The organism is Variovorax sp. IB41 (assembly GCF_016405905.1).
GTDB lineage: Bacteria > Pseudomonadota > Gammaproteobacteria > Burkholderiales > Burkholderiaceae_C > Variovorax.
Genome location: NZ_JAEFCB010000004.1, coordinates 213,006 through 235,347, shown reverse-complemented (window position 1 = coordinate 235,347; position 22,342 = coordinate 213,006). Strand labels below are relative to the sequence as shown.

Below are 22,342 nucleotides of genomic sequence, written 5' to 3'. Positions count from 1 at the left end.
AAGCGATCGGCTAACCCTGTCGGGCGGGCGGCGCGCACTCGGGCGCGACCTGGTCGAGCGCCAGCACGAGCCGCTCCACGAGGCGCGTGCTGTACGGTTGCCGTGGGTGGATGTCGTCCACCATGTCGGCGGTGTCGAAGCGCGCGGCGCCCCAGTCGGCAAACAGCACGCCTTCTTCCTGGGCCACGCGACGGGCCGTGGCGTCGTAGCCGTCCCGCTGCGGCATGCGGTCGGCCTTCACTTGCGAGAGACCGGTGACGATCGATGTCTTGCCGGCCGCCTGGACGTAGTCGACCATCCCGCGCAGGGCCGGCTCGTACTGGTAGCCGTTGCCGGCATCGTTGATGCCGTACTGCAGCACCACGACGCGCGCCGGCATCGGCTGCAGCACGAAGCTCGGCAGGCGCTTGTGGGCGCTGTCGCCGGGCGTGCTGTAGTCGGCAATCGTCCAGGCGGGGCGAATGCGCTTGAGCGCGGCGGCCGGCGGCTCCTCGATGCGGTTCGTGAGCGACGCGCCGAACCCGCCGTAGAGGATCGAATCGCCCCACAGGGCGACGGTGCAATCGGGTGCGGCAACAGCGGACGTGGCACCCAGTGCCAAGGCCAGCCAGAGAAGAACGGGGAGGGTGCGCACGGTGCGGCGCGAGCGATTTCGCATGGCGTCCAGTGTGCCTTCCGAAGATGACGAGGAAGCCCTTTTCCCATTTCGACATCAAGGTATCGATGGTGCCCGGGGCCGGAATCGAACCGGCACACCTTTCGGTGGGGGATTTTGAGTCCCCTGCGTCTACCAATTTCACCACCCGGGCAGGGTTCTGAACGAAGCCCAAAATTATGGCACAGTGGCTGCCATGAATTATCCGACGATCGAAGATGCCATCGGCAAGACCCCCCTGGTCGCCCTGCAACGCATCGATGCAGCCGAAAACGCCAAGCGCGGCAACGTGATCCTCGGCAAGCTCGAAGGCAACAACCCCGCCGGTTCGGTGAAAGACCGGCCGGCCCTCTCGATGATCAAGCGCGCCGAGGAGCGCGGCGAAATCAAGCCCGGCGACACCCTGATCGAAGCCACCTCGGGCAACACCGGCATCGCGCTCGCGATGGCCGCGGCCATCAAGGGCTATCGCATGGTGCTGATCATGCCGGAGGACCTCTCGGTCGAACGCGCCCAGACCATGAAGGCCTTCGGCGCCGAGCTCGTGCTCACGCCCAAGAGCGGCGGCATGGAATACGCCCGCGACCTGGCCGAGCAGATGGTCACGCAGGGCAAGGGCCGGGTGCTCGACCAGTTCGCCAACCCCGACAACCCGCGCATCCACTACGAGACCACGGGCCCCGAGATCTGGGCCGACACCAAGGGCAAGATCACGCATTTCGTGAGCGCCATGGGCACCACCGGCACCATCACCGGCGTGTCGCGTTTCCTGAAGGAAAAGAACCCCGCGGTGCGCATCATCGGCGCGCAGCCGGCCGAAGGCTCGCGCATCCCGGGCATCCGCAAGTGGCCCACCGAGTACCTGCCAAAGATTTACGACCCGAGCCGCGTCGATGAAGAAATCAACGTGAGCCAGGACGACGCCGAGGAAATGTGCCGGCGCCTCGCGCGCGAAGAGGGCATCTTCGGTGGCATCTCCGCCGCCGGCGCGCTGTGGGCGGCGCTCGAAGTCGCCAAGAAAGTCGAGAACGCGACCATCGTGTTCGTGGTGTGCGATCGGGGCGACCGCTATCTGTCGACCGGCGTCTTTCCCGCATAAATCAACCGATCCCGCTGCAGCCCTGATCACCGGGCGCTGCAAGCCATAACAAGAGCAGAGCCCCATGCCCCACCCCAAGTTTTGCCAGGTCTGTGCCACGCCGCTGGAATGGATCGCGTTGATGGAAGACGGCGGTCCCAAGGAACGCCTGCGCTGCCCGAACTGCGGCCACACGCACTGGAACAACCCGACGCCCGTGCTCGCGGCCATCGTCGAATACCGCGGCCAGGTGCTGCTGGCGCGCAATGCGGCATGGCCCGGCAAGATGTTCGCGCTCATCACCGGCTTCATGGAAGCCGGCGAAACGCCCGAGGAAGGCATCGCGCGCGAGGTGAAGGAAGAAACCAACCTCGACGTGAGCGCCACCAAGCTCGTGGGCGCCTACGACTTCCAGCGCATGAACCAGATCATCATCGCCTACCACGTGGTGGCCGATGGCGAGGTGAAGCTCTCGCCCGAGCTGGTGGACTACCGCCTCTACGACCTGCCGGACCTCAAATGCTGGCCCGCGGGCACCGGCTATGCGCTGGCCGACTGGCTGCGCACGCGCGGCCACGAGCCCGTGTTCTTCACCGCGGCCGAGAACGAGGAACGCCGCCGCGGGCTGCAGCTGCCGCCCGAGGAGCCCAAGCATGGAAGTTGATCGCGAAATCGACACGCGCGGACTGAACTGCCCGCTGCCCATTCTCAAGGCCAAGAAGTCGCTCAACGACATGGCAAGCGGGCAACTGCTCAAGGTGGTGTCGACCGATCCGGGCTCGGTGCGCGACTTCCAGGCCTTCGCGCGCCAGACCGGCAACGAGCTCATGGAGCAGCAGACGGTCGGCACCGACTTCATCCACGTGCTGAAGCGGCGCTGACGAGTACACGCGCACACGAGCGCAAAAGGAAAGGGGCCCTGCGGCCCCTTTTTCTTTCGTGCTTTCCGGTGTGCCTCAGAGCTTCAGGCTCTTGAGGTATTCACGGAATTCAGCGCCCACTTCGGGGTGCGCGAGCGCCAGTTCGACGCTGGCCTGCAGGAAACCTTCCTTGCTGCCGCAGTCGTAGCGGATGCCCTTGTACGAGTAGGCGTAGACCGATTCCTTCTTCATCAGCGCCGCGATGCCGTCGGTCAGCTGGATTTCGCCGCCCGCACCCTTGGGCTGGTTGCGGATCTCGTCGAACACGCCCGGCGTGAGGATGTAGCGGCCCGCCACGCCCAGGCGCGAGGGCGCGTCTTCGGGCTTGGGCTTCTCGACCATGCGGTTGACCTTCACGAGGCCCTCTTCGATCGCATCGCCGGCCACGATGCCGTAGCGCTTGACGTGCGCGAGCGGCACTTCCTGCACCGCCAGCAGCGAGCCGCCCAGGCGCGCGAACGCAGCGGTCATCTGCGCGAGCACCGGCTCGCCGCCTTCGGGGCCGACCATCAGGTCGTCGGCCAGCAGCACGGCGAAGGGCTCGTTGCCCACGAGGTGCTCGGCGCAGAGCACCGCATGGCCCAGGCCCAGCATGCGTGGCTGGCGCACGTACGAGCAGGTCATGTCGTCGGGCATCACCGAGCGCGCGATCTTCAGCAGCGCATCCTTGCCGCTGGCTTCCAGCTGGCTTTCGAGTTCGTAGGCGGTGTCGTAGTGATCTTCGATCGCACGCTTGTTGCGGCCGGTCACAAAAATCATGTCGCGAATGCCTGCGGCGTAGGCTTCTTCGACGGCGTACTGGATCAGCGGCTTGTCGACCACGGGCAGCATTTCCTTGGGTTGCGCCTTGGTGGCTGGCAGGAAGCGAGTACCAAAGCCTGCAACGGGGAATACGGCCTTGCGGATGCGGGTCGAGGAAGTGGACATGGGCAAGTCAGCGTCTTTCTTCAAAGGGAGAGGGCAGGATGCGGCAGAGCGGCGCGAGGCCGCTCCAATCATCCTAAACGCCTTCCGGGCCCCGTGTGTGTCAGCCGAGACGCACAAGCTGGTCGCGCAAACGCTCCAACATGGCGGTGAAGTCAGCCAGACGTTTACGTTCTTGCTCGATCACCGCCGGCGGGGCCTTCGCGACGAAGGCTTCGTTGCCGAGCTTGCCGTGCACCTTGGCGATTTCGCCCTCGATGCGCGCGATCTCCTTGCCGATGCGAAGCTTCTCTGCCGCCTTGTCGATCTCCATGTGCAGGCACAGGCGCGCCGCACCCACCACCGCGACGGGCGCCGCCTCGGCCGCGGCCGACCACGAGGCTTCGTCGTCGAAGACCTTCACTTCCTTGAGCTTGGCCAGCGCCTGCAGCACCGGCGCCGATTCGCGCAAAAACGCCGCGCCTTCGGCATCGTCGGCCACCGCGTAGAGCGGCAGGCGCGTGGCGGGCGACACGTTCATCTCGCCGCGCAGCGTGCGGCATGCATCCACCAGCGCCTTCAGGCGCGCCACATGCGCCTCGGCTGCCGCGTCGATCTTCTCGGGCTGGCTCTTCGGATAGGCCGCGATCATGACCGACTCGCCTTCGCGACCCGCCACCTTCGAGACCTTTTGCCAGAGCTCTTCGGTGATGAACGGAATCACCGGATGCGCCAGGCGCAGCAGCGTCTCCAGCGTGCGGATCAGCGTGCGGCGCGTGGCGCGCTTTTGCGATTCGTCGCCAGTCTGGATCTGCACCTTGGCGATTTCCAGGTACCAGTCGCAGAACTCGTCCCACGCGAACTGGTAGATCGCGTTGGCCACGTTGTCCAGGCGGTACTCCTCGAAGCCCTTGGCCACTTCGGCCTCCACGCGCTGCAGCTGCGAGACGATCCAGTAGTCCGCGCGGCTGAACTTCAGGTACCCGTGCGCGGGGCCGCCGACCTTGCAGTCTTCCTTCGTGTGCTCCAGGAGGCCGCAGTCCTGGCCCTCGCAGTTCATGAGCACGAAGCGCGTGGCGTTCCAGAGCTTGTTGCAGAAGTTGCGGTAGCCCTCGCAGCGCTTCGAATCGAAGTTGATGCTGCGCCCGAGCGAGGCGAGCGATGCGAACGTGAAGCGCAGCGCATCGGCGCCGAAGGCCGGAATGCCCTCCGGAAATTCCTTCTGCGTGTTCTTGCGCACCGCGGGCGCCGTCTCGGGCTTGCGCAGGCCCTGCGTGCGCTTGTCCAGCAGCGCGGGCAGCTCGATGCCGTCGATCAGGTCCACCGGGTCGAGCACGTTGCCTTCGGACTTGCTCATCTTCTTGCCCTGCGCATCGCGCACGAGGCCGTGGATGTACACGTCCTTGAACGGCACCTTGCCCGTGAAGTGCTTGGTCATCATGATCATCCGGGCGACCCAGAAGAAGATGATGTCGTAGCCCGTCACCAGCACCTGCGAAGGCAGGTAGAGCTCCAGGTCCTGCGTCTTCTCGGGCCAGCCCAGCGAAGAGAAGGGCACCAGCGCCGCCGAGTACCAGGTGTCGAGCACGTCCTCGTCGCGCACGAGCGTCTTGCCGGGCGCCTTGGCCTGTGCGTCGGCCTCGTTCTCGGCCACGTACACGTTGCCTTCCTGGTCGTACCAGGCCGGGATCTGGTGGCCCCACCAGAGCTGGCGCGAAATCGTCCAGTCCTGGATGTTCTCCATCCAGTGGTTGTAGGTGTTGACCCAGTTCTCGGGCACGAAGCGCACCTCGCCCGACTTCACCACGTCGATGGCCTTCTGCGCGATCGACTGGCCGTCGGCGCCCGAGCGCGTCATCGCCACGTACCACTGGTCGGTGAGCATCGGCTCCACGATGGCGCCCGAGCGCGCGCAGCGCGGCACCACGAGCTTGTGCTTCTTCACCTCGACGAGCAGGCCCAGCGCCTCCAGGTCGGCCACGATGGCCTTGCGCGCCACGAAGCGGTCCATGCCGCGGTACTTCTCGGGCGCGTTGTCGTTGATGGTCGCATCCAGCGTGAGGATGCCGATCACCGCGAGCTTGTGGCGCTGGCCGACCGCATAGTCGTTGTAGTCGTGCGCGGGCGTGACCTTCACCACGCCGGTGCCGAAGGCCTTGTCCACGTAGTCGTCGGCAATGATCGGGATCAGCCGGTCCACCAGCGGCAGCTTCACGCGCTGGCCGATCAGGTGCTTGTAGCGGTCGTCCTCGGGGTGGACCATCACGGCCGTGTCGCCGAGCATGGTCTCGGGCCGGGTGGTGGCCACGGTCAGTGTGCCGCTGCCGTCTTCGAGCGGGTAGGCGATGTGCCAGAGCGAGCCGTCTTCCTCTTCGCTCTCCACTTCGAGGTCGCTCACCGAGGTCTTCAGGACCGGGTCCCAGTTGCCCAGGCGCTTGCCGCGGTAGATGAGGCCCTCTTCGTACAGCTTCACGAAGGTCTGCGTCACGACCGCCGAGAGGTCGTCGTCCATCGTGAAGTACTCGCGGCTCCAATCGACCGTGTCGCCCATGCGGCGCATCTGCTGGGTGATGGTGTTGCCCGACTTCTCTTTCCATTCCCACACGCGCGCCACGAAGTTCTTGCGGCCCAGGTCGTGGCGGCTCACTTTCTGCTCCTGCAACTGGCGCTCCACCACGATCTGCGTGGCGATGCCGGCATGGTCGGTGCCCGGCAGCCACAGCGTGTTGTCGCCCTTCATGCGGTGGTAGCGCGTGAGGCTGTCCATGATCGTCTGGTTGAACGCATGGCCCATGTGCAGCGTGCCCGTCACGTTCGGGGGCGGCAGCTGGATCGCGAACGAAGCGGCGCCTTCCTTGGGCTGCTGCGTGCCGCGGTAGCCCGCCTTGGCGTAGCCGCGCTTCTCCCATTCGGGGCCCCAATGCGCCTCGATGGCGACGGGTTCGAACGATTTGGAGAGGCTCTCCAGTCCAGGTTGGGCGGCAGGGGTGGTGGGTTCGCTCATGGGGAATGCAGGGAAGTGCAGAACGGCGCCTTGGGGGCGCCGCGTGGGGACAAGGGAGATAGCCCGCGATTTTACCGGCGGCGCCCTCTCTTCCGGGAACGCCGCGGAACCGGCTTTGCCGGGCCGCTGGCGTTGCCCCGTGCAAGGGGGTTGGCGAAGCGACACGAAGTGCGCGAAGACTGGGGGTGGGCCTATTCCATAATTCCGGGATGCTCTTCTTGCTTTCCCCTGCAAAGTCGCTCGACTACGACACTCCGGTTCCTCCTGAAGTCCCTGCCACCCAACCCCATTTCGAAAGCTCCCGCGGCCCCTCGACCGAGCTCATCAAGATCCTGCGCGAGAAGTCGCCGCTCGAAATCTCCGAGCTGATGAACCTCTCGGACAAGCTCTCGGCCCTCAACGCGGCGCGCTACGAGGCCTGGTCGGCCAAGAGCACCGCGAAGAACGCGCGCCAGGCCGCCTTCGCCTTCGACGGCGACGTCTACGGCGGCCTCGACGCCCGCAGCTTCACGCCCGCGCAACTGGCCTGGGCGCAAGACCACGTCTGCATCCTCAGCGGCCTCTACGGCCTGCTGCGCCCGCTCGACCGCCTGCAGCCCTACCGCCTCGAAATGGGCACCCAGCTGGCCAACCGCCACGGCAAGGACCTGTACGCCTTCTGGGGCTCGCGCATCGCCGAGCACCTGAACGAGCGCCTGGCGGCCGACCGCACGCCGGTGGTCGTCAACGTGGCCTCGCAGGAATACTTCAAGTCGGTCGACCGCAAGGTGCTCAAGGCGCGCGTGGTCGAATGCGTGTTCCAGGAGTGGAAGGGCGACAAGTACAAGATCGTGAGCTTCTTCGCCAAGCGCGCCCGCGGCCTGCTGGCCCGCTGGGCCGTGCAGCACAAGGCGGCCACGCCCAAGGCGCTGGAAAAATTCGATCTCGAAGGTTATGGTTTCGACGCGAGCGTATCGACAGCCGAAAGGCTGGTGTTCAGGAGGAAACTGGAGTGACCCCCAGTCTTCGCGCACTTCGTGTCGCTTCGCCAACCCCCTTGCAGGGGGCAACGCCAGCGGCCCGGCAAAGCCGGTTCCGCGGTGTTTCTCGAATGGGTTCGTGGGATTCGATGGAGGAATGCTGAGATGTCCCAACCGATCAGTCCGGAGCTGCGCGAATGGCTGGTGGCCCAGCTGGCGGCCGGTCACTCGGTGCCTGCGCTGCGTGCGTCGATGCGCGCGGCCGGCTGGCACGATACGGCCACCGACGTGGCGCTGGCCCAGCTGGAGGCCGGCTTCCCGAATGTCGAGGTGGTGCCGCCGCCCGCGCGCACCGAGATGCCCGGCCCCGATCTCGATGGCGCGCCGCTGTACCTGGATGCCGGCGACCGCCAGGTGCAGGTGCTGCAGACGATGCGGCATCCGCGCGTCATCGTCTTCGGCAACCTGCTGTCGGCCGAGGAATGCGAAGGGCTGATCGCCGCGGCGCGCGTGCGGCTCGCGCGCTCGCTCACCGTGGAAACGCGCACCGGCGGCGAGGTGCTCAACGTCGACCGCACCAGCGACGGCATGTTCTTCGAGCGCGGCGAGAACGAGATCGTCGGGCGGCTCGAACAGCGCCTGGCCACGCTGCTGCGCTGGCCGCTCGAATACGGCGAGGGCCTGCAGATCCTGCGCTATGCGCCCGGCGCGCAGTACCGCCCGCACTACGACTACTTCGACCCGAACGAGCCCGGCACGCCCACCATCCTCAAGCGCGGCGGCCAGCGCGTGGCCACGCTCGTGATGTACCTGCAGGAGCCCGAGCAGGGCGGCGCCACCACCTTCCCCGACGTCGGCCTCGAAGTGGCGCCCGTGCGCGGCACCGGCGTCTTCTTCACCTACGACCGGCCCGACCCGGTCACCCGCACGCTGCACGGCGGCGCGCCGGTGCTCGCGGGCGAGAAATGGGTCGCCACCAAGTGGCTGCGCGAGCGCGAATTCAAATGACTCCAATGACAGGGCATCGATGAAAGTCACCGCCAACGGGCTGCAGATCGAGGTCGACGACACCGGGGGCGAAGGGCGCCCCGTCATCCTGCTCATCATGGGCCTGGGCATGCAGCTGGTCGCATGGCCCACCGCCTTCGTGCAGCAGCTGGTCGACAAGGGCTTTCGCGTGGTGCGCCACGACAACCGCGACATCGGCCTGAGCCAAGGCTTCGACCACGCGGGCGTGCGCAACATCGTGTGGGAAACCATCCGCCACCGCCTCGGCCTGAAGGTGCGCTCGGCGTACACGCTGCAGGACATGACGCACGATTCGATCGGCGTGCTCGATGCGCTGGGTATCGCGCGCGCCCACATCGTCGGTGCCTCGATGGGCGGCATGATCGCGCAGCGCCTGGCCGCCACGGCGCCCGAGCGCACCGCCAGCCTCGTGAGCATCATGAGTTCGAGCGGCGCGCGCGGCCTGCCCGGCCCGCGCCGCGAAGTGGGCGCCATGCTCATGAGGCGGCCGCTGGGCAAGGGTGAGGCCGAACTCGTCGCGCACAGCATCCGGCTGCTGCGGCTGATCCAGAGCCCGGCCTATCCGCAGACCGACCAAGAGCTGGCCGAGCGCCTGACCTTCAGCATGCGCCGCGCCTACCACCCCGCGGGGCTGATGCGGCAGATGCTCGCTATCGGCGCCGACGACGACCGCCCCCAGGTGCTCGCGCGCATCCGGCGCCCGACGCTGGTGTTGCACGGCGACGCCGATGCGCTCGTGCCCATCGCCTGCGGCAAGGATTCGGCCGCGCGCATTCCGGGCGCGACCTTCGTCCCCGTGCCCGGCATGGGCCACGACCTGCCGCCCGAGGTCTGCACCATCCTCGCCAACCACATTGCGCCGTTCGCCCATGCCGCGGACGCCAAGGACCAGACGCCATGAGCCTCGACAACCACCCCGACAACCCCCACAACCCCAACACCCCCGAGCAATCGCAGCTCGGCCGCGCCTCGGCCTACGCCGACAGGTACGACCCGTCGCTGCTCTTTCCCATTGCCCGCGCCACGCAGCGCGAGGCCATGGGCATCAAGAGCGACGCGCTGCCCTTCTTCGGCGCCGACCTCTGGACCGCCTTCGAGGTGAGCTGGCTCAACCCGCGCGGCAAGCCGCAGCTGGCCATCGCGCACTTCACCATTCCCTGCGAAACGCCCAACATCATCGAGAGCAAGTCGTTCAAGCTGTACCTGAACAGCTTCAACAACAGCACCTTCGCGAGCATCGAGGCCGTGCGCGAGCACCTGCGCACCGACCTGGCCGAAGCCGCGTGGCGCGGCAGCGACCAATCCGCCAGCATCGGCGTGAAGCTGCTCACGCCCGACCTCTTCGACCGCGAGCCGGTGCACGAGATCGACGGCCTGGATCTGGACCGCCTGGACATCGAATGCACCCACTACCAGCCCGCGCCCGAGCTGCTCACGAGCGACACCACGCAGGTGCATGTGAACGAAACCCTCACCAGCCGCCTGTTGAAAAGCAACTGCCTCGTCACCGGCCAGCCCGATTGGGGCAGCGTGCAGATCCGCTACAGCGGCCCGCCGATCGACCAGGCGGGCCTGCTCGCGTACATCGTGAGCTTTCGCAATCACAACGAATTCCACGAGCCGTGCGCCGAGCGGATGTTCACGGACATCTGGAGCCGCTGCAAACCCACCAAGCTCGCGGTGTATGCGCGCTACACGCGGCGCGGCGGCCTCGACATCAACCCGTTCCGAACGAGCTGGCCGCAGGCGCTGCCGGCGAACATCCGCACGGCGCGGCAATAAGCGCGGCAGTAAGGCCAGCAGGGGCTGAAGCCCCTCTTCGGAAATCAGAAAGCCGCTCTGCGCGCCCTGTGGCATTCTGGGTCGAGCCCGCGAACCCGCGGTCGAACGAACATCCGGAGCAGAGACAAACATGGTTGAAGGAAAAGTGGTCGTCGTCACCGGCGCGGGCGGCGGCATCGGGCGCGACATCGCGCTGGCCATGGCGAAGAACGGCGCGAAGGTGGTGGTCAACGACATCGGCGCGGCGCTCGATGGCGTGGGCGGAAGTGCAGGCCCCGCGCAGCAGGTGGTCGACGAGATCCGCGCCGCGGGCGGCGAGGCCGTGCCCAACACCGACAGCGTGGCCGATGCCGCGAGCGCCGCGCGCATCGTCGAATGCGCCGTCGAGCACTTCGGCCGCATCGACGCGGTGGTCAACAACGCGGGCATCCTGCGCGACCGGTTCTTTCACAAGATGTCGGTGGACGAGTGGGACGCGGTGCTCAAGGTGCACCTCTACGGCGCCTACTACGTGAGCCGCGCGGCCGCCACGCACTTCAAGGAACAGAACGCCGGCGCGATGGTGCACATGACATCCACCTCGGGCCTCATCGGCAACTTCGGGCAGGCCAACTACGCGGCGGCCAAGCTGGGCATCGTGGCGCTGTCGAAGTCCATCGCGCTGGACATGCTGAAGTTCAACGTGCGCTCCAACTGCATCGCGCCCTTCGCGTGGAGCCGCATGATCGGCGCGATTCCCACCGACACCGACGAGCAGCGCGCCCGCGTCGACAAGATCAAGCAGATGACGCCGGCCAAGGTCGCGCCGCTCGCCGTGTATCTCGCGAGCGATGCGGCCAGCGCGGTGAACGGGCAGATCTTCTCGGTGCGCAACAACGAAATTTCGCTCATCAGCCAGCCGCGGCCGGTGCGCTCGGTGCATCGCTCCGAAGGCTGGACGCCGCAGAGCATCGCCGAGCACGCCATGCCCGCGATGCGCGCGAGCTTCTATCCGCTGGACCGCTCGGCCGACGTGTTCAGCTGGGACCCGGTTTGAGCGCATGAGGACAAACCCGCAAGCGGGTGCGGGCGGCGCCGTTCGCCGGACAATGGACGTTCCTTTCGCTCTCTTCGTGCCTCCCCGGTGAACCTGCATTTCGACCTGTTCGACCTGAAACTGTTCGTCTACGTGGCGGATGCGCGCAGCCTCACCCGCGGCGCCGAGAAGGCCTGCATCTCGCTGGCGGCGGCCTCCACCCGCATCAAGCAGATGGAGGAGGCCGTGGGCGGCAAGCTGCTGCACCGCAGCGCCCAGGGCGTGAGCCTCACGGCCGCGGGACAGGCGGTGCTGTATCACGCCAAGCGCGTGATGCAGCAGATGGAGCACCTGCGCTGCGACATGCAGGACTTCGGCAAGGGCATCAAGGGCCATGTCCGCGTGTTCGCCAACACCACCTCGATCACCGAATACCTGCCGCAGAAGCTCGCGGGCTTTCTCACGCAGCATCCGGCCGTGCAGGTGGACCTGCGCGAATACCTGAGCGAAGAAATCGTGCGCGCGGTGGCCGACGGCGAGGCCGACATTGGCATCCTCGCGGGCGACGTGCACACCGGCGATTTCGATGCGCGCGCGTTCGGCAGCAACCAGCTCGTGCTGGTGGTGCCCAAGGCGCACCACCTGGCCGACGCGCCGTCGGTGGCCTTTGCCGACACGCTCGACGAGCAGCATGTGGGCCTGCACCACGGCAGCGCGATCCATCGCTTTCTCCAGCGGCGCGCGGAGCTGGCGGGGCGCGGTTTCAATCCGCGCATCCAGGTCAGCAGCTTCGAGGCGATCTGTCTGATGATCGAAGCGGGCGTGGGCGTCGGCGTGCTGCCGGCCTCGTCGGCGCAGCGCCTGTCGATGGCGATGCGGATCGCGACCGTGGCGCTCAGCGATGCATGGGCCGAGCGCGAGCTCAAGCTCATCGCGCGCAACCGGGAGCAGTTGCCCGCCTCGGCGCGCGAATTGTTCGATCATCTCGTCGCGCCCTGAGCGCGCACCTTCGCATGTCGGCCGACCCGAAATCGCTGCGCCTCTTCGTGGCCATCGCCGACCACGGCAGCATCAGCGAAGGCGCCAAGCGCTGCCACATCGCGCTCGCGGCGGCCAGCAAACGCATCTCCGACCTCGAAGCCCGCGCGCGGCTGCCGCTGCTGGTGCGGCATGCGCGCGGCGTCACGCTCACTTCGGCGGGGCACGGGCTGCTGCTGCATGCGCGCGCGGTGCTCTCGGCCATGGACCGGCTCGGCGCCGAGCTCGACGATTTCCAGAACGGCGTGGCGGGCGTGGTCAGCATCACGGCCAATGCATCGACCATCGCTCAGTTCCTGCCGGCGCAGATCGGCTCGTTCCTGCGGCTGCACCCGGTGCTCAAGATCGACCTGCAGGAGCGCGCCAGCACCGAGGTGGTGAAGGCGGTGCAAGCGGGGCTGGCCGACATCGGCGTGATCGAGGGCAATACCCCCGCCGAGAACCTCGAATGCCTGCCGTACCGCACCGACGAGCTGGCGGTGATCGTCGCGCGCGACCATCCGCTCGCGCGGCGCAAGCGCATCGGCGTGGACGAGGTCTTGCGCCACGACCATATCGTGGTGCGCGAAGGCACGGCGTTGCACCGCGTGCTGCTGAGCGCCGCGCTCGAGGCGCAGGTGCCGCTGAAGGTGCGCATGCAGGTGGGCAGCTTCGACATGGTCTGCCGCATGGTGGAGCAGGGCGTGGGCATCGGCGTGCTGCCCTATGCCGCGGTGCTGTCGCAACTGCAGATCCTGAAGCTGCGCTGCTTGAAGCTCGACGCGCCGTGGGCCATGCGCCGGCACCTCCTGTGCGTGCGCAGGCAACAGGAGCTCACCGTGGCCGCGCGCTCCGTGCTGGCCCATCTCGGCCAGCCTGATTGAGCCATGAGCCTTCGCGCCGCGCGAAGGCTCGAAGTCGCCAAAAACGAATTGTTCTCCGGTGGACCGCGCGCAAAGATGCGTGCACACCCAAGGAGACAAACTTGAAGATCGTTCGCGTCAGCGCCACGCCGCTGAACATTCCCGTCACCATCGACGTGCTGGGCCTGAACAAGCAGACCTCGCTCTCGCTCTGTCTCACCGAGATCGAGACCGACACCGGCCTCGTCGGCCACGGCATGACCGCCATCACCGAGGAAGAAGTCATCGCCGCCGCCGTGCGCGAAGTGGCCGGCCCCGCGTTGATCGGCGAAGACCCCATGGCCACCGAGCGCCTCTGGGACAAGCTCTACTGGCTGCTCTCGCCGCGCGGGCAGACCGGCTACGCGAGCCACGCCATCGCCGCGCTCGACATCGCGCTGTGGGACCTCAAGGCCAAGGCGCTCGGCCAGCCGCTGTGGCGCCTGCTCGGCGGAGCGCGTTCGAAGGTGCCGGTGTACGCCACCTTCGGCTTCGGCTTCTTCGAGCGCGACCAGCTCGCCGCCGCCGCGAAGCTCTGGGTGTCGCAGGGCTTCCAGCGCCTGAAGATGACCGTCGGCGGCCACGCGCTCGCGCGCCGCGACGAGCCGAGGCCCATCGACGAAGTCATCGCCGAAGACGTGCGCCGCGTGGCGGCCGTGCGCGAGGCCGTCGGCCCCGACGTGAAGCTGTACGTCGATGCCAACTGCGGCCTGGATCTCTTCCACGCCACCGAGCTCGCGCGCCGCATCGAGCCCTACGGCATCAGCTTCTTCGAGGAGCCGCTCACGCAGAACGACGTGCGCCAGATGGCGCAGCTGCGCGCGCGCACCAGCATCCCGCTGGCCTGCGGCCAGAACGAGGGCCTGGCCTTCCGCTTTCGCGACCTGCTGGTGAACCAGGCGGCCGACGTGCTGCAACCCAACGTGACCATCTCGGGCGGCTACTCGCAGTGCCTGAAGATCGCGGGCATGGCGCAGGCCTTCAACGTGCCCATCGACAACGGCGGCGCCTGGCCCTTCCACAACATGCACCTGCATGCGGGCGTGTCGAACGGCGGGCTGGTCGAGTACCACTACGTGGCGGTGAAGATGCTCGCGCAGATCTTCGACGGACTGCCCGTGCCCGACCAGGGCTGGCTCACGCTGCCCGAGACGCCGGGCCTTGGCTTCGCGCCGAATGCGGATCGCGTGCGCGAACTCGCGAAGTTGCCGACCTCGCACGGCAAGGGCAAGGCCTGAGCTGGCAGCGATTCAAAGAACAACGGAGACACGATGAACACCAGACAAGCGATCCGCCCCGCGCGCCGGCATGCGCTGCGCGCGGCAATGGCCCTGGCCCTGGCCCTGGGCCTTGCGGGCGCGCTCGCCGTGCCCGCGGCCTGGGCGCAGAAATACCCCGACAAACCCATCCGCCTGATCGTTGGCTATTCGGCCGGCGGCGGCGTCGATGCCGTCGCGCGCCTGCTGGGCACGCGCCTGTCCACGGTGCTGGGCCAGCAGGTGCTGGTGGAGAACCGCACGGGCGCCACCAGCCTCATCGCCGCCGACCTCGTTGCCAAGGCCGCGCCAGACGGCTACACGCTGATGATGGGCGACAGCGCGTTGCTCATCGCCAAGCTGCTGCAACCCAAGATCGCGCTCGATCCGCTCACCAGCTTCAAGCCCGTCGCGGGCGCGTTCATCTCGCCGTTGATGATCGTCACGGGCAACGACTTTCCCGCGAAGACGCCGGCCGAGTTGGTCGCGCAGCTCAAGGCGAACCCGGGGCGTTTCTCCTTCGCCACCTCGGGCGTGGGCACGGTGCAGCACCTGGGCTTCGAGATGCTCAAGCAATCCACCGGGACCTTCGTGGTGCATGTGCCGTACCGGGGCGCCGCGCAGATCGTGCCCGACGTGATCGGCGGGCAGGTGCCCATCGGCGTGGTCAGCGCGACGGCCGCGATGGCGCAGGCCAAGGCCGGCAAGCTGCGCGCGGTGGCGTTGATGAACAACGCGAAGCTCGAAGGCGCGGAGAGCGTCGCGCCGTTGGCCGATGCGCTGCCGGGCTTCGATGTGGCGCCGCGCATCTTCGTGCTCGCGCCGGCGGGCACGCCGAACGACATCGTCGACAAGCTCTCGGCCGCGGTGAAGACGGTGCTCGATACGCCGGAGGCTGGCGCCGCGGCGGCTGCGCAGGGCACGCTGCGGGCCTATTCGACGCCAGCGCAGCTGGGCAAGGACATGGCCGATGAAACGGTGCGGTGGAAACGCATCATCACCGAGCAGCGCATCGTTGCGGAGGGGAGTTAGTCGTGGCGTCGCTGCGTTCAGGGCACGATCCCGCCGACGGGGTACCTTGCTCCGCGAATGTCCCCCGGCCTGCGGCCTCCTCCTTGATTTCGCTGCGCAAGGCACCCCATCGGCGTGCTCGTCATGAACAGCGGTCGTTGATCGGCCGCACACCAACAGCGTGCCCCTGTGCGCAGGGCATCGGGTGCTCCCCGCAGCGAAATCAAGGAGGAGGCGAAGCCGGGGGACATTCGCGGAGGGGAGTACCCGGTGGCCTGTGCACTCGCCCTGAACACAACGCCAAAGTGGAGGCACTGAATTGACGCAACCGCATCTCGGCCTGATCGTCCCGCCCGCAGCCGGCGCAGTACCCGTTGACGGCCCGCTTCTATACGGCAACCGCATCCGCTTCAGCGCAAGAGGCCTTGGCCTCGGCGAAATCTCCACGCGCGGCTACACCGAGGTCATCGATTCAGTGATCGGAAAGGCGCTCGAACTCAAGGCCGATGGCGTGAGCGCCGTGTCGCTCATGGGCACGTCGCTGAGCTTCTTTCGCGGCGTCGCATTCAACCGGCAACTCGAAGTGGAGATGGCGCGCGCCACGGGACTTCCCTGCACCACCATGAGCAACGCGATCGTCGCCGGGCTGCGCAGCCTGAACGTTCGGCGCGTGGCGGTGGCCACGGCGTACATCGACGAGGTCAATGTGCATTTGCGGCGCTACCTGGAGCAGAACGACTTCGAGCCGCTGGCCCTCGAAGGCCTGTCGATCTCCGATGTGCAGGAGGTCGGCACCGTGCCGACCCAAGTGCTGGTGGACCTGAGCCGGAAGGTGTTCGAGGCGCAGCCCGGCGCGGACGGCGTCCTGATTTCCTGCGGCGGCCTCGTCACGCTCGATGCGGTGCGGGAGGTCGAGACGCTGCTGAAGGTGCCCGTGGTCTCCAGCTCGCCCGCGGGCTTCTGGGACCTCGTGCGCAAGGCCGGGCTCGATGCGCGCTCGCCCGGCCACGGGCGCCTGTTCGCCTGAACCCGTTCAGCCGAGCAGGCGGCCGACCTTCGGCGCATCGGCCAGCTGCCAGATGCGCTGGCACATCGCCTTGGCCTCGTCGGCCGTGGCGCCTTCGCCGTAGTGCGCGAGGCGCTGCATCTTGTCCTCGATTTCCGCGCGGCTCAGGCTGTTGCCCGGATCGCCCTTGGGCTCGTCCACGCGGCCCTGCAGCGTGCGGCCATCGGCGGTTTCCACGCTGACCTTGCCGATCCAGCGCGCGGGGTAGGCGGTGTCGACTTCGGTGTCCAGTTGCATCGCCACCTTGTCGCGAAAGCCCGCGACTTCGGGCGCGAGAAAGTCGCGGTCGAATTCGCCCAGGCCAGCGCGGCCGTGAACCGCGATCAGGCCGAGCACGGTGCCCATCGAGAACTTGCCTTGGTGCACTGTCGCGGGCACGGTCACGCGGCCCAGCACGTCGATGGCGCCCTGGTGCACATGCGTGGTCACGCGCGCCACGTCGCCGTGCTTGAGCTTGTTCTGCGTCATGACCTGCAGCAGCGCATCGGCGGCGGGGTGCGTGTGGCGGCAGGAAGCGTGGTACTTGAACGAGGTCTCGGCGAGCGCCCAGCGGGTGCCGAGACCGTCCGTGAGCTTCGCGGGATCGGCATCGCTCGACATGCCGACGCCCAGGCCCTGCGCGCCTTCGAGGATCTTCGCGGCGCCGGTGAAGCCATCCTGCGCAAGGTACGCCGACATCAAGCCGCTCGCCGCCGCATGCGCGCAATGCAGTTGCTTGGAATCGGCCGCGTCGCGCAGAAATTCCCAGACGCCACCCGATTGCGTTCCGGCCGAGCCGAAGGCATGCAGCATCTGCTGCGGCGTGAGGTCGAGCAGGCGACCCACTGCCGCGGCGGCGGCGATGGTGCCGGCCGTCGCCGTGGTGTGGAAGATCTTGTAGTGCGAGCGCCCGAGAAATTCGCCGACGCGGATGCCGACTTCGTAGCCCGCGACGACGGCAGTCAGCAGTTGCGCACCGCTCGCGCCGATGCTCTGCGCCACCGCGAGCGCGGGCGCGATGACCACGGCCGCGGGGTGGAACACCGAGCCGTTGTGCACGTCGTCCTGCTCCACGAAGTGCGAAGCCGCGGCGTTGACGAGCGCGGCGAACACCGGCGAGCTGGTGCGGCGCGACGTCAGTATTTCGCTCGGTCCATCGGCGGGCCCCATCGTCTGCGCGAAGCGCTCGATGCTGCGTATCGGCCGCGCGGTGCGCGCCGCGAGCACGGAGCCGAGCCAGTCGAGCATCAGGTCTTCGGTACGGCGCAACACGGGCGCGGGAATGTCCGCGAACTTCAGTTCGGCGGCGAAGGTGGCGAGCACCTTGCTGGGGTGGGTTGAATCGGTCATGGGTGCGGTCCCTTCAGAACGAGCGGGGCAGGCCGAGCATGTGTTCGGCGACGTAGCTCAGGATGAGGTTGGTCGAGATCGGCGCCACCTGGTACAGCCGCGTCTCGCGGAACTTGCGTTCGATGTCGTATTCGCACGCGAAGCCGAAGCCGCCGTGGAATTGCAGGCACGCGTTGGCCGCTTCCCAGCTCGCCTTGGCCGCGAGGTACTTCGCCATGTTGGCCTGCGCGCCGCAGGGCTCGTGCGCATCGAACAGGCGGCATGCTTCGTAGCGCATGAGGTTCGCCGCTTCGATCTCGATGAACGCCTCGGCAATCGGAAACTGCACGCCCTGGTTCTGGCCGATGGGGCGGCCGAAGACGACGCGCTCGTTCGTGTACGCCGTCACCTTGTCGATGAACCAGTAGCCGTCGCCGATGCATTCGGCCGCGATCAGCGTGCGCTCGGCGTTGAGGCCGTCCAGGATGTACTTGAAGCCCTGGCCTTCCACGCCGATGAGGTTCTCAGCCGGGATCTCCAGGTTCTCGAAGAACAGCTCGTTGGTCTCGTGGTTGACCATGTTGAGGATCGGCCGCACCGTCATGCCCTTGGCCGTAGCTTCGCGCAGGTCGACGATGAAGATCGACATGCCCTCGGATTTCTTCTTCACGTCCGCGAGCGGCGTGGTGCGCGCCAGAAGGATCATCAGGTCCGAGTGCTGGATGCGCGAGATCCACACCTTCTGCCCGTTGATGACGTAGCGGTCGCCCTTCTTCACCGCGGTGGTCTTGATCTTGGTGGTGTCGGTGCCGGTACTGGGCTCGGTCACGCCCATCGACTGCAGGCGCAGTTCGCCCGTCGCGATGCGCGGCAGGTACTCGCGCTTCTGCGCCTCGCTGCCATGGCGCAGCAGCGTGCCCATGTTGTACATCTGGCCGTGGCAGGCGCCGGAGTTGCCGCCGCAGCGGTTGATTTCTTCCATGATCACCGAGGCTTCGGTGAGGCCGAGGCCCGAGCCGCCGTATTCCTGCGGAATCAGCGCGGCCATCCAGCCGGCCTGGGTGAGCGCATCGACGAATTCGGCGGGGTAGCCGCGGGCTTCGTCGATCTTGCGGAAGTATTCGTTCGGGAACTGCGCGCACAGGTCGCGCACCGCGTCGCGGATGTCGGGGTAGTTCTTGTCGTTGGCGTTGTTCATCGGTCGTTGCTTTTTCAGTCCTGGCGGGGGCCGCCGGCTTCCTTCTCCACGCGCTGCCAGATCTCGATGGCCATCGGGTCGTCGATCTCCTCCAGGATGTGGCCCACGAGACCAATGGCGCGCGCCATCACGCCGAGGCCGCGAATGATCTTCCAGGGGAATCCGAACTCCGCCGCGATCGCGCCGACGGCACCCGTGGCATTGATCGGCAGCGACTTGCCCGAGACGCGTTCGGCCTCTTCCTGCACCGCCTGCATCAGCGCGACGTAGTGGGTCGAGAGACCGTTCTCCGTCGCGATCTGGAACAGCCGTGGCGTGCGCGGGTCGATGGGCTTGTGCAGCGGATGGCCCAGGCCCGGCACGATCTGCTTGCGTGCGCGGAAATCGGCCACGATGTCTTTCGCCATGTCGGCCAGCGGGCGGGTCGGCTTCTCGCCGAAGGGGATGGCTTCGTACAGCATCTTCGCGGCGCCTTCGGTGCTGCCGACGAACACGCTGCCGAGGCCGCAGAGCCCCGCGGCGACCGCGGCCTGCAGCGCTTCGGGGGCGCCCGCATAAGTGAGGCGCGCGGCCAGCGCGCTCGGCGTCACGCCGTGCTCGACCAGCGTGACGACGATGGCGTTGAAGGTGACGGACTCCTGCGGCGTCGGAATGCGCCCCGTGAGCTCCAGGAAGGCCATGTCGCCCAGGTTCAGGTGGCCGAGGATTTCCGAGGGCAGGTCGCGCCCGCGCACGGTGATCCTGTCGGGGGTGCTGTGGCCCAGCTCGGTGTGCAGGGATTTCTTGATCTTGGTGGTCATGCGCCGAATCTAGTCCCGTCTCGCGCGAGGCGGCTCCGTGATTGCGAAACCCTCCCTTCGGCAAATGCAAATGCCCTCCGAGGGCCTCTTCTGCCACGCTGCGGCCATGGACTTCGAATCACTCTCGGCAATGCGCGAAGCGGCGCTCGACTACTTCGTGCGCAGCCGTGCCACGCAAAGACGGCGCGCGCTGATGGCGCAGCCCGACGCCGGCGAAGCGCAGGGCTGGAGCGCGATCGCGGCGCTGGGCTGGACGGGCATGCTCGCGTCCGAGTCCGCGGGCGGCCTGGGGCTGGAACTCGACGGCGCCGCAGAAATCCTGCGCGCCGCCGGCGAGCACGCGGCGCCCGAGCCGCTGCTGGCGGTGGCCGGCCTCAGCGCGCTGCTGCTCGCGCGGCTGGACACACCCGCCGCCCGTGCATTGCTCCGCGACTTGATTGCGGGCCGCAGCCTGCCCGCGCTGGCATGGCAGGAGAGCGCGGGCGACCTGAGCGCGGTGCCCCTCGCCTGCGGTTGCGAGCGGCGCGCCGGCAGCGTGCTGCTGCAGGGCGAAAAGCTCATGGTGCTGCCCGGCGCCGCCGCCAGCGGCTGGCTCGTGTCGGCGCGCGGCGACGACGATGCGGTCATCCTCTGGGTGCCACGCGGCACCGAAGGCGTGAGCGAAACCGTGGTGCCGCTGGTCGATGGCGGGCAGGCGTCAAGCTTGCGCTTCGAGCAGGTCGCGCTGCCGTCCGATGCGGTGCTGGCCGAAGGCCCCGCCGCGCAGGAGGCACTGCGCCACGCGCTCGTGGCCGGCCAGATCCTGCAGGCGGCCGAGCTTCTCGGCGCGGGGCGGGCGATGCTCGCGCAGACGCTCGCCTACCTGCGCACGCGCTCGCAGTTCGGCAAGCCCATCGGCAGCTTCCAGGCCCTGCAGCACCGCTGCGTCGACATGTTCATCCACCTCGAAGTGGCGCAGGCCACGCTGAACGAGGTGCTGGCGCTGGCGAACACCGGGCTGCCGGTGGACCGGCTCGAAGCCGAGGCGAGCCGCGCCAACGCGCGCTGCACTGCCGCCGCGCTGCAGGCTTCGCGCACGTCGGTGCAGTTGCATGGCGCCATCGGCTACACGCAGGAGTGCGACCTGAGCCTGTTCTACAAGCGCGTGCTGTGCCTCTCGGCGTGGCTGGGCAATGTCACCGCGCACCAGCATCGGCATGGCCTGCTCGCAGGCGAGAGCGAAGCAACGACAGCCACCATCGCATGGACCGGCGAGTTCCCCCGCACCGCCGACTGGGCCGCGATGCCCGAGGCCGAATTCCGCCGCATGGTGCGCGGCTTCTTGCAGCAGCGCTATCCGCGGCAGCTGCGCTATCTCTCGCACCGCGCGCGATGGAGCGAGATGCGCGAGTGGTACCTCACGCTCTCCGCGCAGGGCTGGATTGCCCCGGCGTGGCCCGAGGCGCACGGCGGCATGGGCCTGCCGGCCGACAAGCTCATCGCGTGGATCGAGGAGCTGGAGCAATACGGCGTGGCGCGCGCGCCCGACCAGGGCATCGTGATGATCGGGCCGCTGCTCATCCAGCACGGCACGCCCGCGCAGCAGCAGCGCTTCCTGCCGCGCATCCTGAGCGGCGAGCACGTCTGGTGCCAGGGCTATTCGGAGCCCAATGCGGGCTCCGACCTCGCGGGCCTGCGCACCGAGGCGATCGCGGGCCGCGATGGAGAGGGCGAGCATTTCATCGTCAACGGCCAGAAGATCTGGACCACGCTGGCGCAGGACGCCAACCACATCTTCATGCTCGTGCGCACCGACAAGGCGGCCAGGAAGCAAGAGGGCATCAGCTTTCTCCTGTGCGACCTGCGCACGCCGGGCATCACGGTGCGGCCGATCCACACGCTGGCGGGCGAGCCGGAGTTCTGCGAGGTGTTCTTCGACAACGTGCGCGTGCCGGCGGAGAACCTCGTGGGCCAACTGCATGGCGGCTGGACGATCGCGAAGGCGCTGCTGGGTTTCGAGCGCATCTTTCTCGGCAGCCCCAAGCAGTCGCAGTACGCGCTCGGCCAGCTCGCGCGGCTCGCAGAGGCGCGGCGGCTCTTCGCGGACCCGGTGTTCGCGCAGCGTTTCGCGGCGCTGCGGCTCGACGTGGCCGACCTCACGGCCGCCTACACGAGCTTTGCGAACATCGTGCGCGCGGGCAAGCCGCTGCCCGCGTCGGTGTCGCTCCTGAAGATCTGGGCGAGCGAGACCTACCACCGCATCGGCGCCTTGCTGGTCGAGGCCGGCGAAGAGCAGGGCGCGGTCGCCGGGGACCAGGTGCTCGACGGGCAGACCTTCAACGTGCTCTCGCCGCTCATCGGCGCGACCGCCGCAATGATCTACGGCGGCACCAACGAGATCCAGCGCAACATCCTCGCGCGGCAGGTCCTGGACCTGCCGGCCTGAGCGGTGCGAGCGCC

20 protein-coding genes and 1 tRNA gene are annotated in these 22,342 nt (G+C 67.7%); 14 read left to right on the top strand and 7 right to left on the bottom strand.

All coding sequences use genetic code 11. The features are described 5' to 3' along the window. Positions 1-10: 10 nt before the first annotated feature. Positions 11-658, bottom strand: coding sequence for an SGNH/GDSL hydrolase family protein (locus tag JC881_RS11380; protein ID WP_198785819.1), 648 nt, complete (start codon positions 656-658; stop codon positions 11-13). A gap of 66 nt (positions 659-724) precedes the next feature. Continuing rightward, a tRNA-Leu gene (locus JC881_RS11375) sits at positions 725-809 on the bottom strand. Positions 810-851: 42 nt separating this feature from the next. Between JC881_RS11375 and cysM the strand changes: the two genes are divergently transcribed. The 3 genes from cysM to JC881_RS11360 all read left to right on the top strand — a co-directional run bounded on the left by cysM (position 852) and on the right by JC881_RS11360 (position 2,614). Next, a complete protein-coding gene (cysM, locus tag JC881_RS11370; RefSeq protein WP_198785818.1) occupies positions 852-1,754 on the top strand; it encodes a cysteine synthase CysM in 903 nt (300 codons plus the stop codon). A 64-nt stretch (positions 1,755-1,818) separates the two neighbouring features. Next, positions 1,819-2,397, top strand: coding sequence for an NUDIX domain-containing protein (locus JC881_RS11365; protein ID WP_198785817.1), 579 nt, complete (start codon positions 1,819-1,821; stop codon positions 2,395-2,397). Beyond that, positions 2,387-2,614: a sulfurtransferase TusA family protein gene (locus tag JC881_RS11360; protein ID WP_013539858.1), complete on the top strand. Its 228-nt coding sequence runs from the start codon at positions 2,387-2,389 to the stop codon at positions 2,612-2,614. The genes JC881_RS11365 and JC881_RS11360 overlap by 11 nt, the downstream gene beginning before the upstream one ends. A 75-nt stretch (positions 2,615-2,689) precedes the next feature. On the opposite strand, the gene galU is transcribed toward JC881_RS11360, so the two are convergent. Both galU and JC881_RS11350 read right to left on the bottom strand, forming a co-directional pair. Further along, complete coding sequence (gene galU, locus JC881_RS11355; RefSeq protein WP_198785816.1) at positions 2,690-3,580, bottom strand: UTP--glucose-1-phosphate uridylyltransferase GalU; 891 nt, start codon at positions 3,578-3,580, stop codon at positions 2,690-2,692. 100 nt (positions 3,581-3,680) lie between these two features. Continuing rightward, a complete protein-coding gene (locus tag JC881_RS11350; RefSeq protein ID WP_198785815.1) occupies positions 3,681-6,560 on the bottom strand; it encodes a valine--tRNA ligase in 2,880 nt (959 codons plus the stop codon). Positions 6,561-6,769: 209 nt separating this feature from the next. Between JC881_RS11350 and yaaA the strand changes: the two genes are divergently transcribed. From yaaA to JC881_RS11300, 10 genes are all read left to right on the top strand, one after another. Then, positions 6,770-7,555 carry a peroxide stress protein YaaA gene (yaaA, locus tag JC881_RS11345; protein WP_198785814.1) on the top strand — a complete coding sequence of 262 codons (786 nt, stop codon included), beginning with the start codon at positions 6,770-6,772 and terminating at the stop codon, positions 7,553-7,555. 129 nt (positions 7,556-7,684) lie between these two features. Beyond that, a complete protein-coding gene (locus JC881_RS11340) occupies positions 7,685-8,527 on the top strand; it encodes a 2OG-Fe(II) oxygenase (protein WP_198785813.1) in 843 nt (280 codons plus the stop codon). Positions 8,528-8,546: 19 nt separating this feature from the next. Then, positions 8,547-9,449: an alpha/beta fold hydrolase gene (locus JC881_RS11335; protein WP_198785812.1), complete on the top strand. Its 903-nt coding sequence runs from the start codon at positions 8,547-8,549 to the stop codon at positions 9,447-9,449. Continuing rightward, positions 9,446-10,330 carry an NADPH-dependent 7-cyano-7-deazaguanine reductase QueF gene (gene queF / locus JC881_RS11330; RefSeq protein ID WP_198785811.1) on the top strand — a complete coding sequence of 295 codons (885 nt, stop codon included), beginning with the start codon at positions 9,446-9,448 and terminating at the stop codon, positions 10,328-10,330. Before JC881_RS11335 ends, queF begins: the two co-directional genes overlap by 4 nt. Before the next feature lie 130 nt (positions 10,331-10,460). After that, a complete protein-coding gene (locus JC881_RS11325) occupies positions 10,461-11,366 on the top strand; it encodes an SDR family NAD(P)-dependent oxidoreductase (protein ID WP_198785810.1) in 906 nt (301 codons plus the stop codon). A gap of 87 nt (positions 11,367-11,453) precedes the next feature. Then, positions 11,454-12,344, top strand: a complete 891-nt coding sequence (locus JC881_RS11320) for a LysR substrate-binding domain-containing protein (protein WP_198785809.1) — start codon at positions 11,454-11,456, stop codon at positions 12,342-12,344. 14 nt (positions 12,345-12,358) lie between these two features. Beyond that, positions 12,359-13,246 carry a LysR family transcriptional regulator gene (locus JC881_RS11315; RefSeq protein ID WP_198785808.1) on the top strand — a complete coding sequence of 296 codons (888 nt, stop codon included), beginning with the start codon at positions 12,359-12,361 and terminating at the stop codon, positions 13,244-13,246. 101 nt (positions 13,247-13,347) lie between these two features. Beyond that, a complete protein-coding gene (locus JC881_RS11310; protein WP_198785807.1) occupies positions 13,348-14,502 on the top strand; it encodes a mandelate racemase/muconate lactonizing enzyme family protein in 1,155 nt (384 codons plus the stop codon). A gap of 33 nt (positions 14,503-14,535) precedes the next feature. Continuing rightward, positions 14,536-15,552 carry a Bug family tripartite tricarboxylate transporter substrate binding protein gene (locus tag JC881_RS11305; RefSeq protein ID WP_198785806.1) on the top strand — a complete coding sequence of 339 codons (1,017 nt, stop codon included), beginning with the start codon at positions 14,536-14,538 and terminating at the stop codon, positions 15,550-15,552. Between the two features lie 298 nt (positions 15,553-15,850). Continuing rightward, positions 15,851-16,558, top strand: coding sequence for an arylmalonate decarboxylase (locus tag JC881_RS11300; RefSeq protein WP_198785805.1), 708 nt, complete (start codon positions 15,851-15,853; stop codon positions 16,556-16,558). Between the two features lie 6 nt (positions 16,559-16,564). On the opposite strand, the gene JC881_RS11295 is transcribed toward JC881_RS11300, so the two are convergent. From JC881_RS11295 to JC881_RS11285, 3 genes are read right to left on the bottom strand one after another with little or no spacing between them, the layout of a single operon-like run. After that, the gene (locus JC881_RS11295) at positions 16,565-17,926 is read right to left on the bottom strand and encodes an MmgE/PrpD family protein (protein WP_198785804.1); all 1,362 of its coding nucleotides are present in this window, start codon (positions 17,924-17,926) and stop codon (positions 16,565-16,567) included. 13 nt (positions 17,927-17,939) lie between these two features. Continuing rightward, entirely contained in the window at positions 17,940-19,103 is a 1,164-nt protein-coding gene (locus tag JC881_RS11290) for an acyl-CoA dehydrogenase family protein (RefSeq protein WP_198785803.1), read from the bottom strand. Positions 19,104-19,117: 14 nt separating this feature from the next. Continuing rightward, a complete protein-coding gene (locus JC881_RS11285; RefSeq protein ID WP_198785802.1) occupies positions 19,118-19,903 on the bottom strand; it encodes a citryl-CoA lyase in 786 nt (261 codons plus the stop codon). A gap of 106 nt (positions 19,904-20,009) precedes the next feature. Here JC881_RS11285 and JC881_RS11280 point away from each other — a divergent pair, with 106 nt between their 5' ends. Beyond that, positions 20,010-22,328, top strand: a complete 2,319-nt coding sequence (locus tag JC881_RS11280; protein WP_198785801.1) for an acyl-CoA dehydrogenase — start codon at positions 20,010-20,012, stop codon at positions 22,326-22,328. Positions 22,329-22,342: the final 14 nt, after the last annotated feature.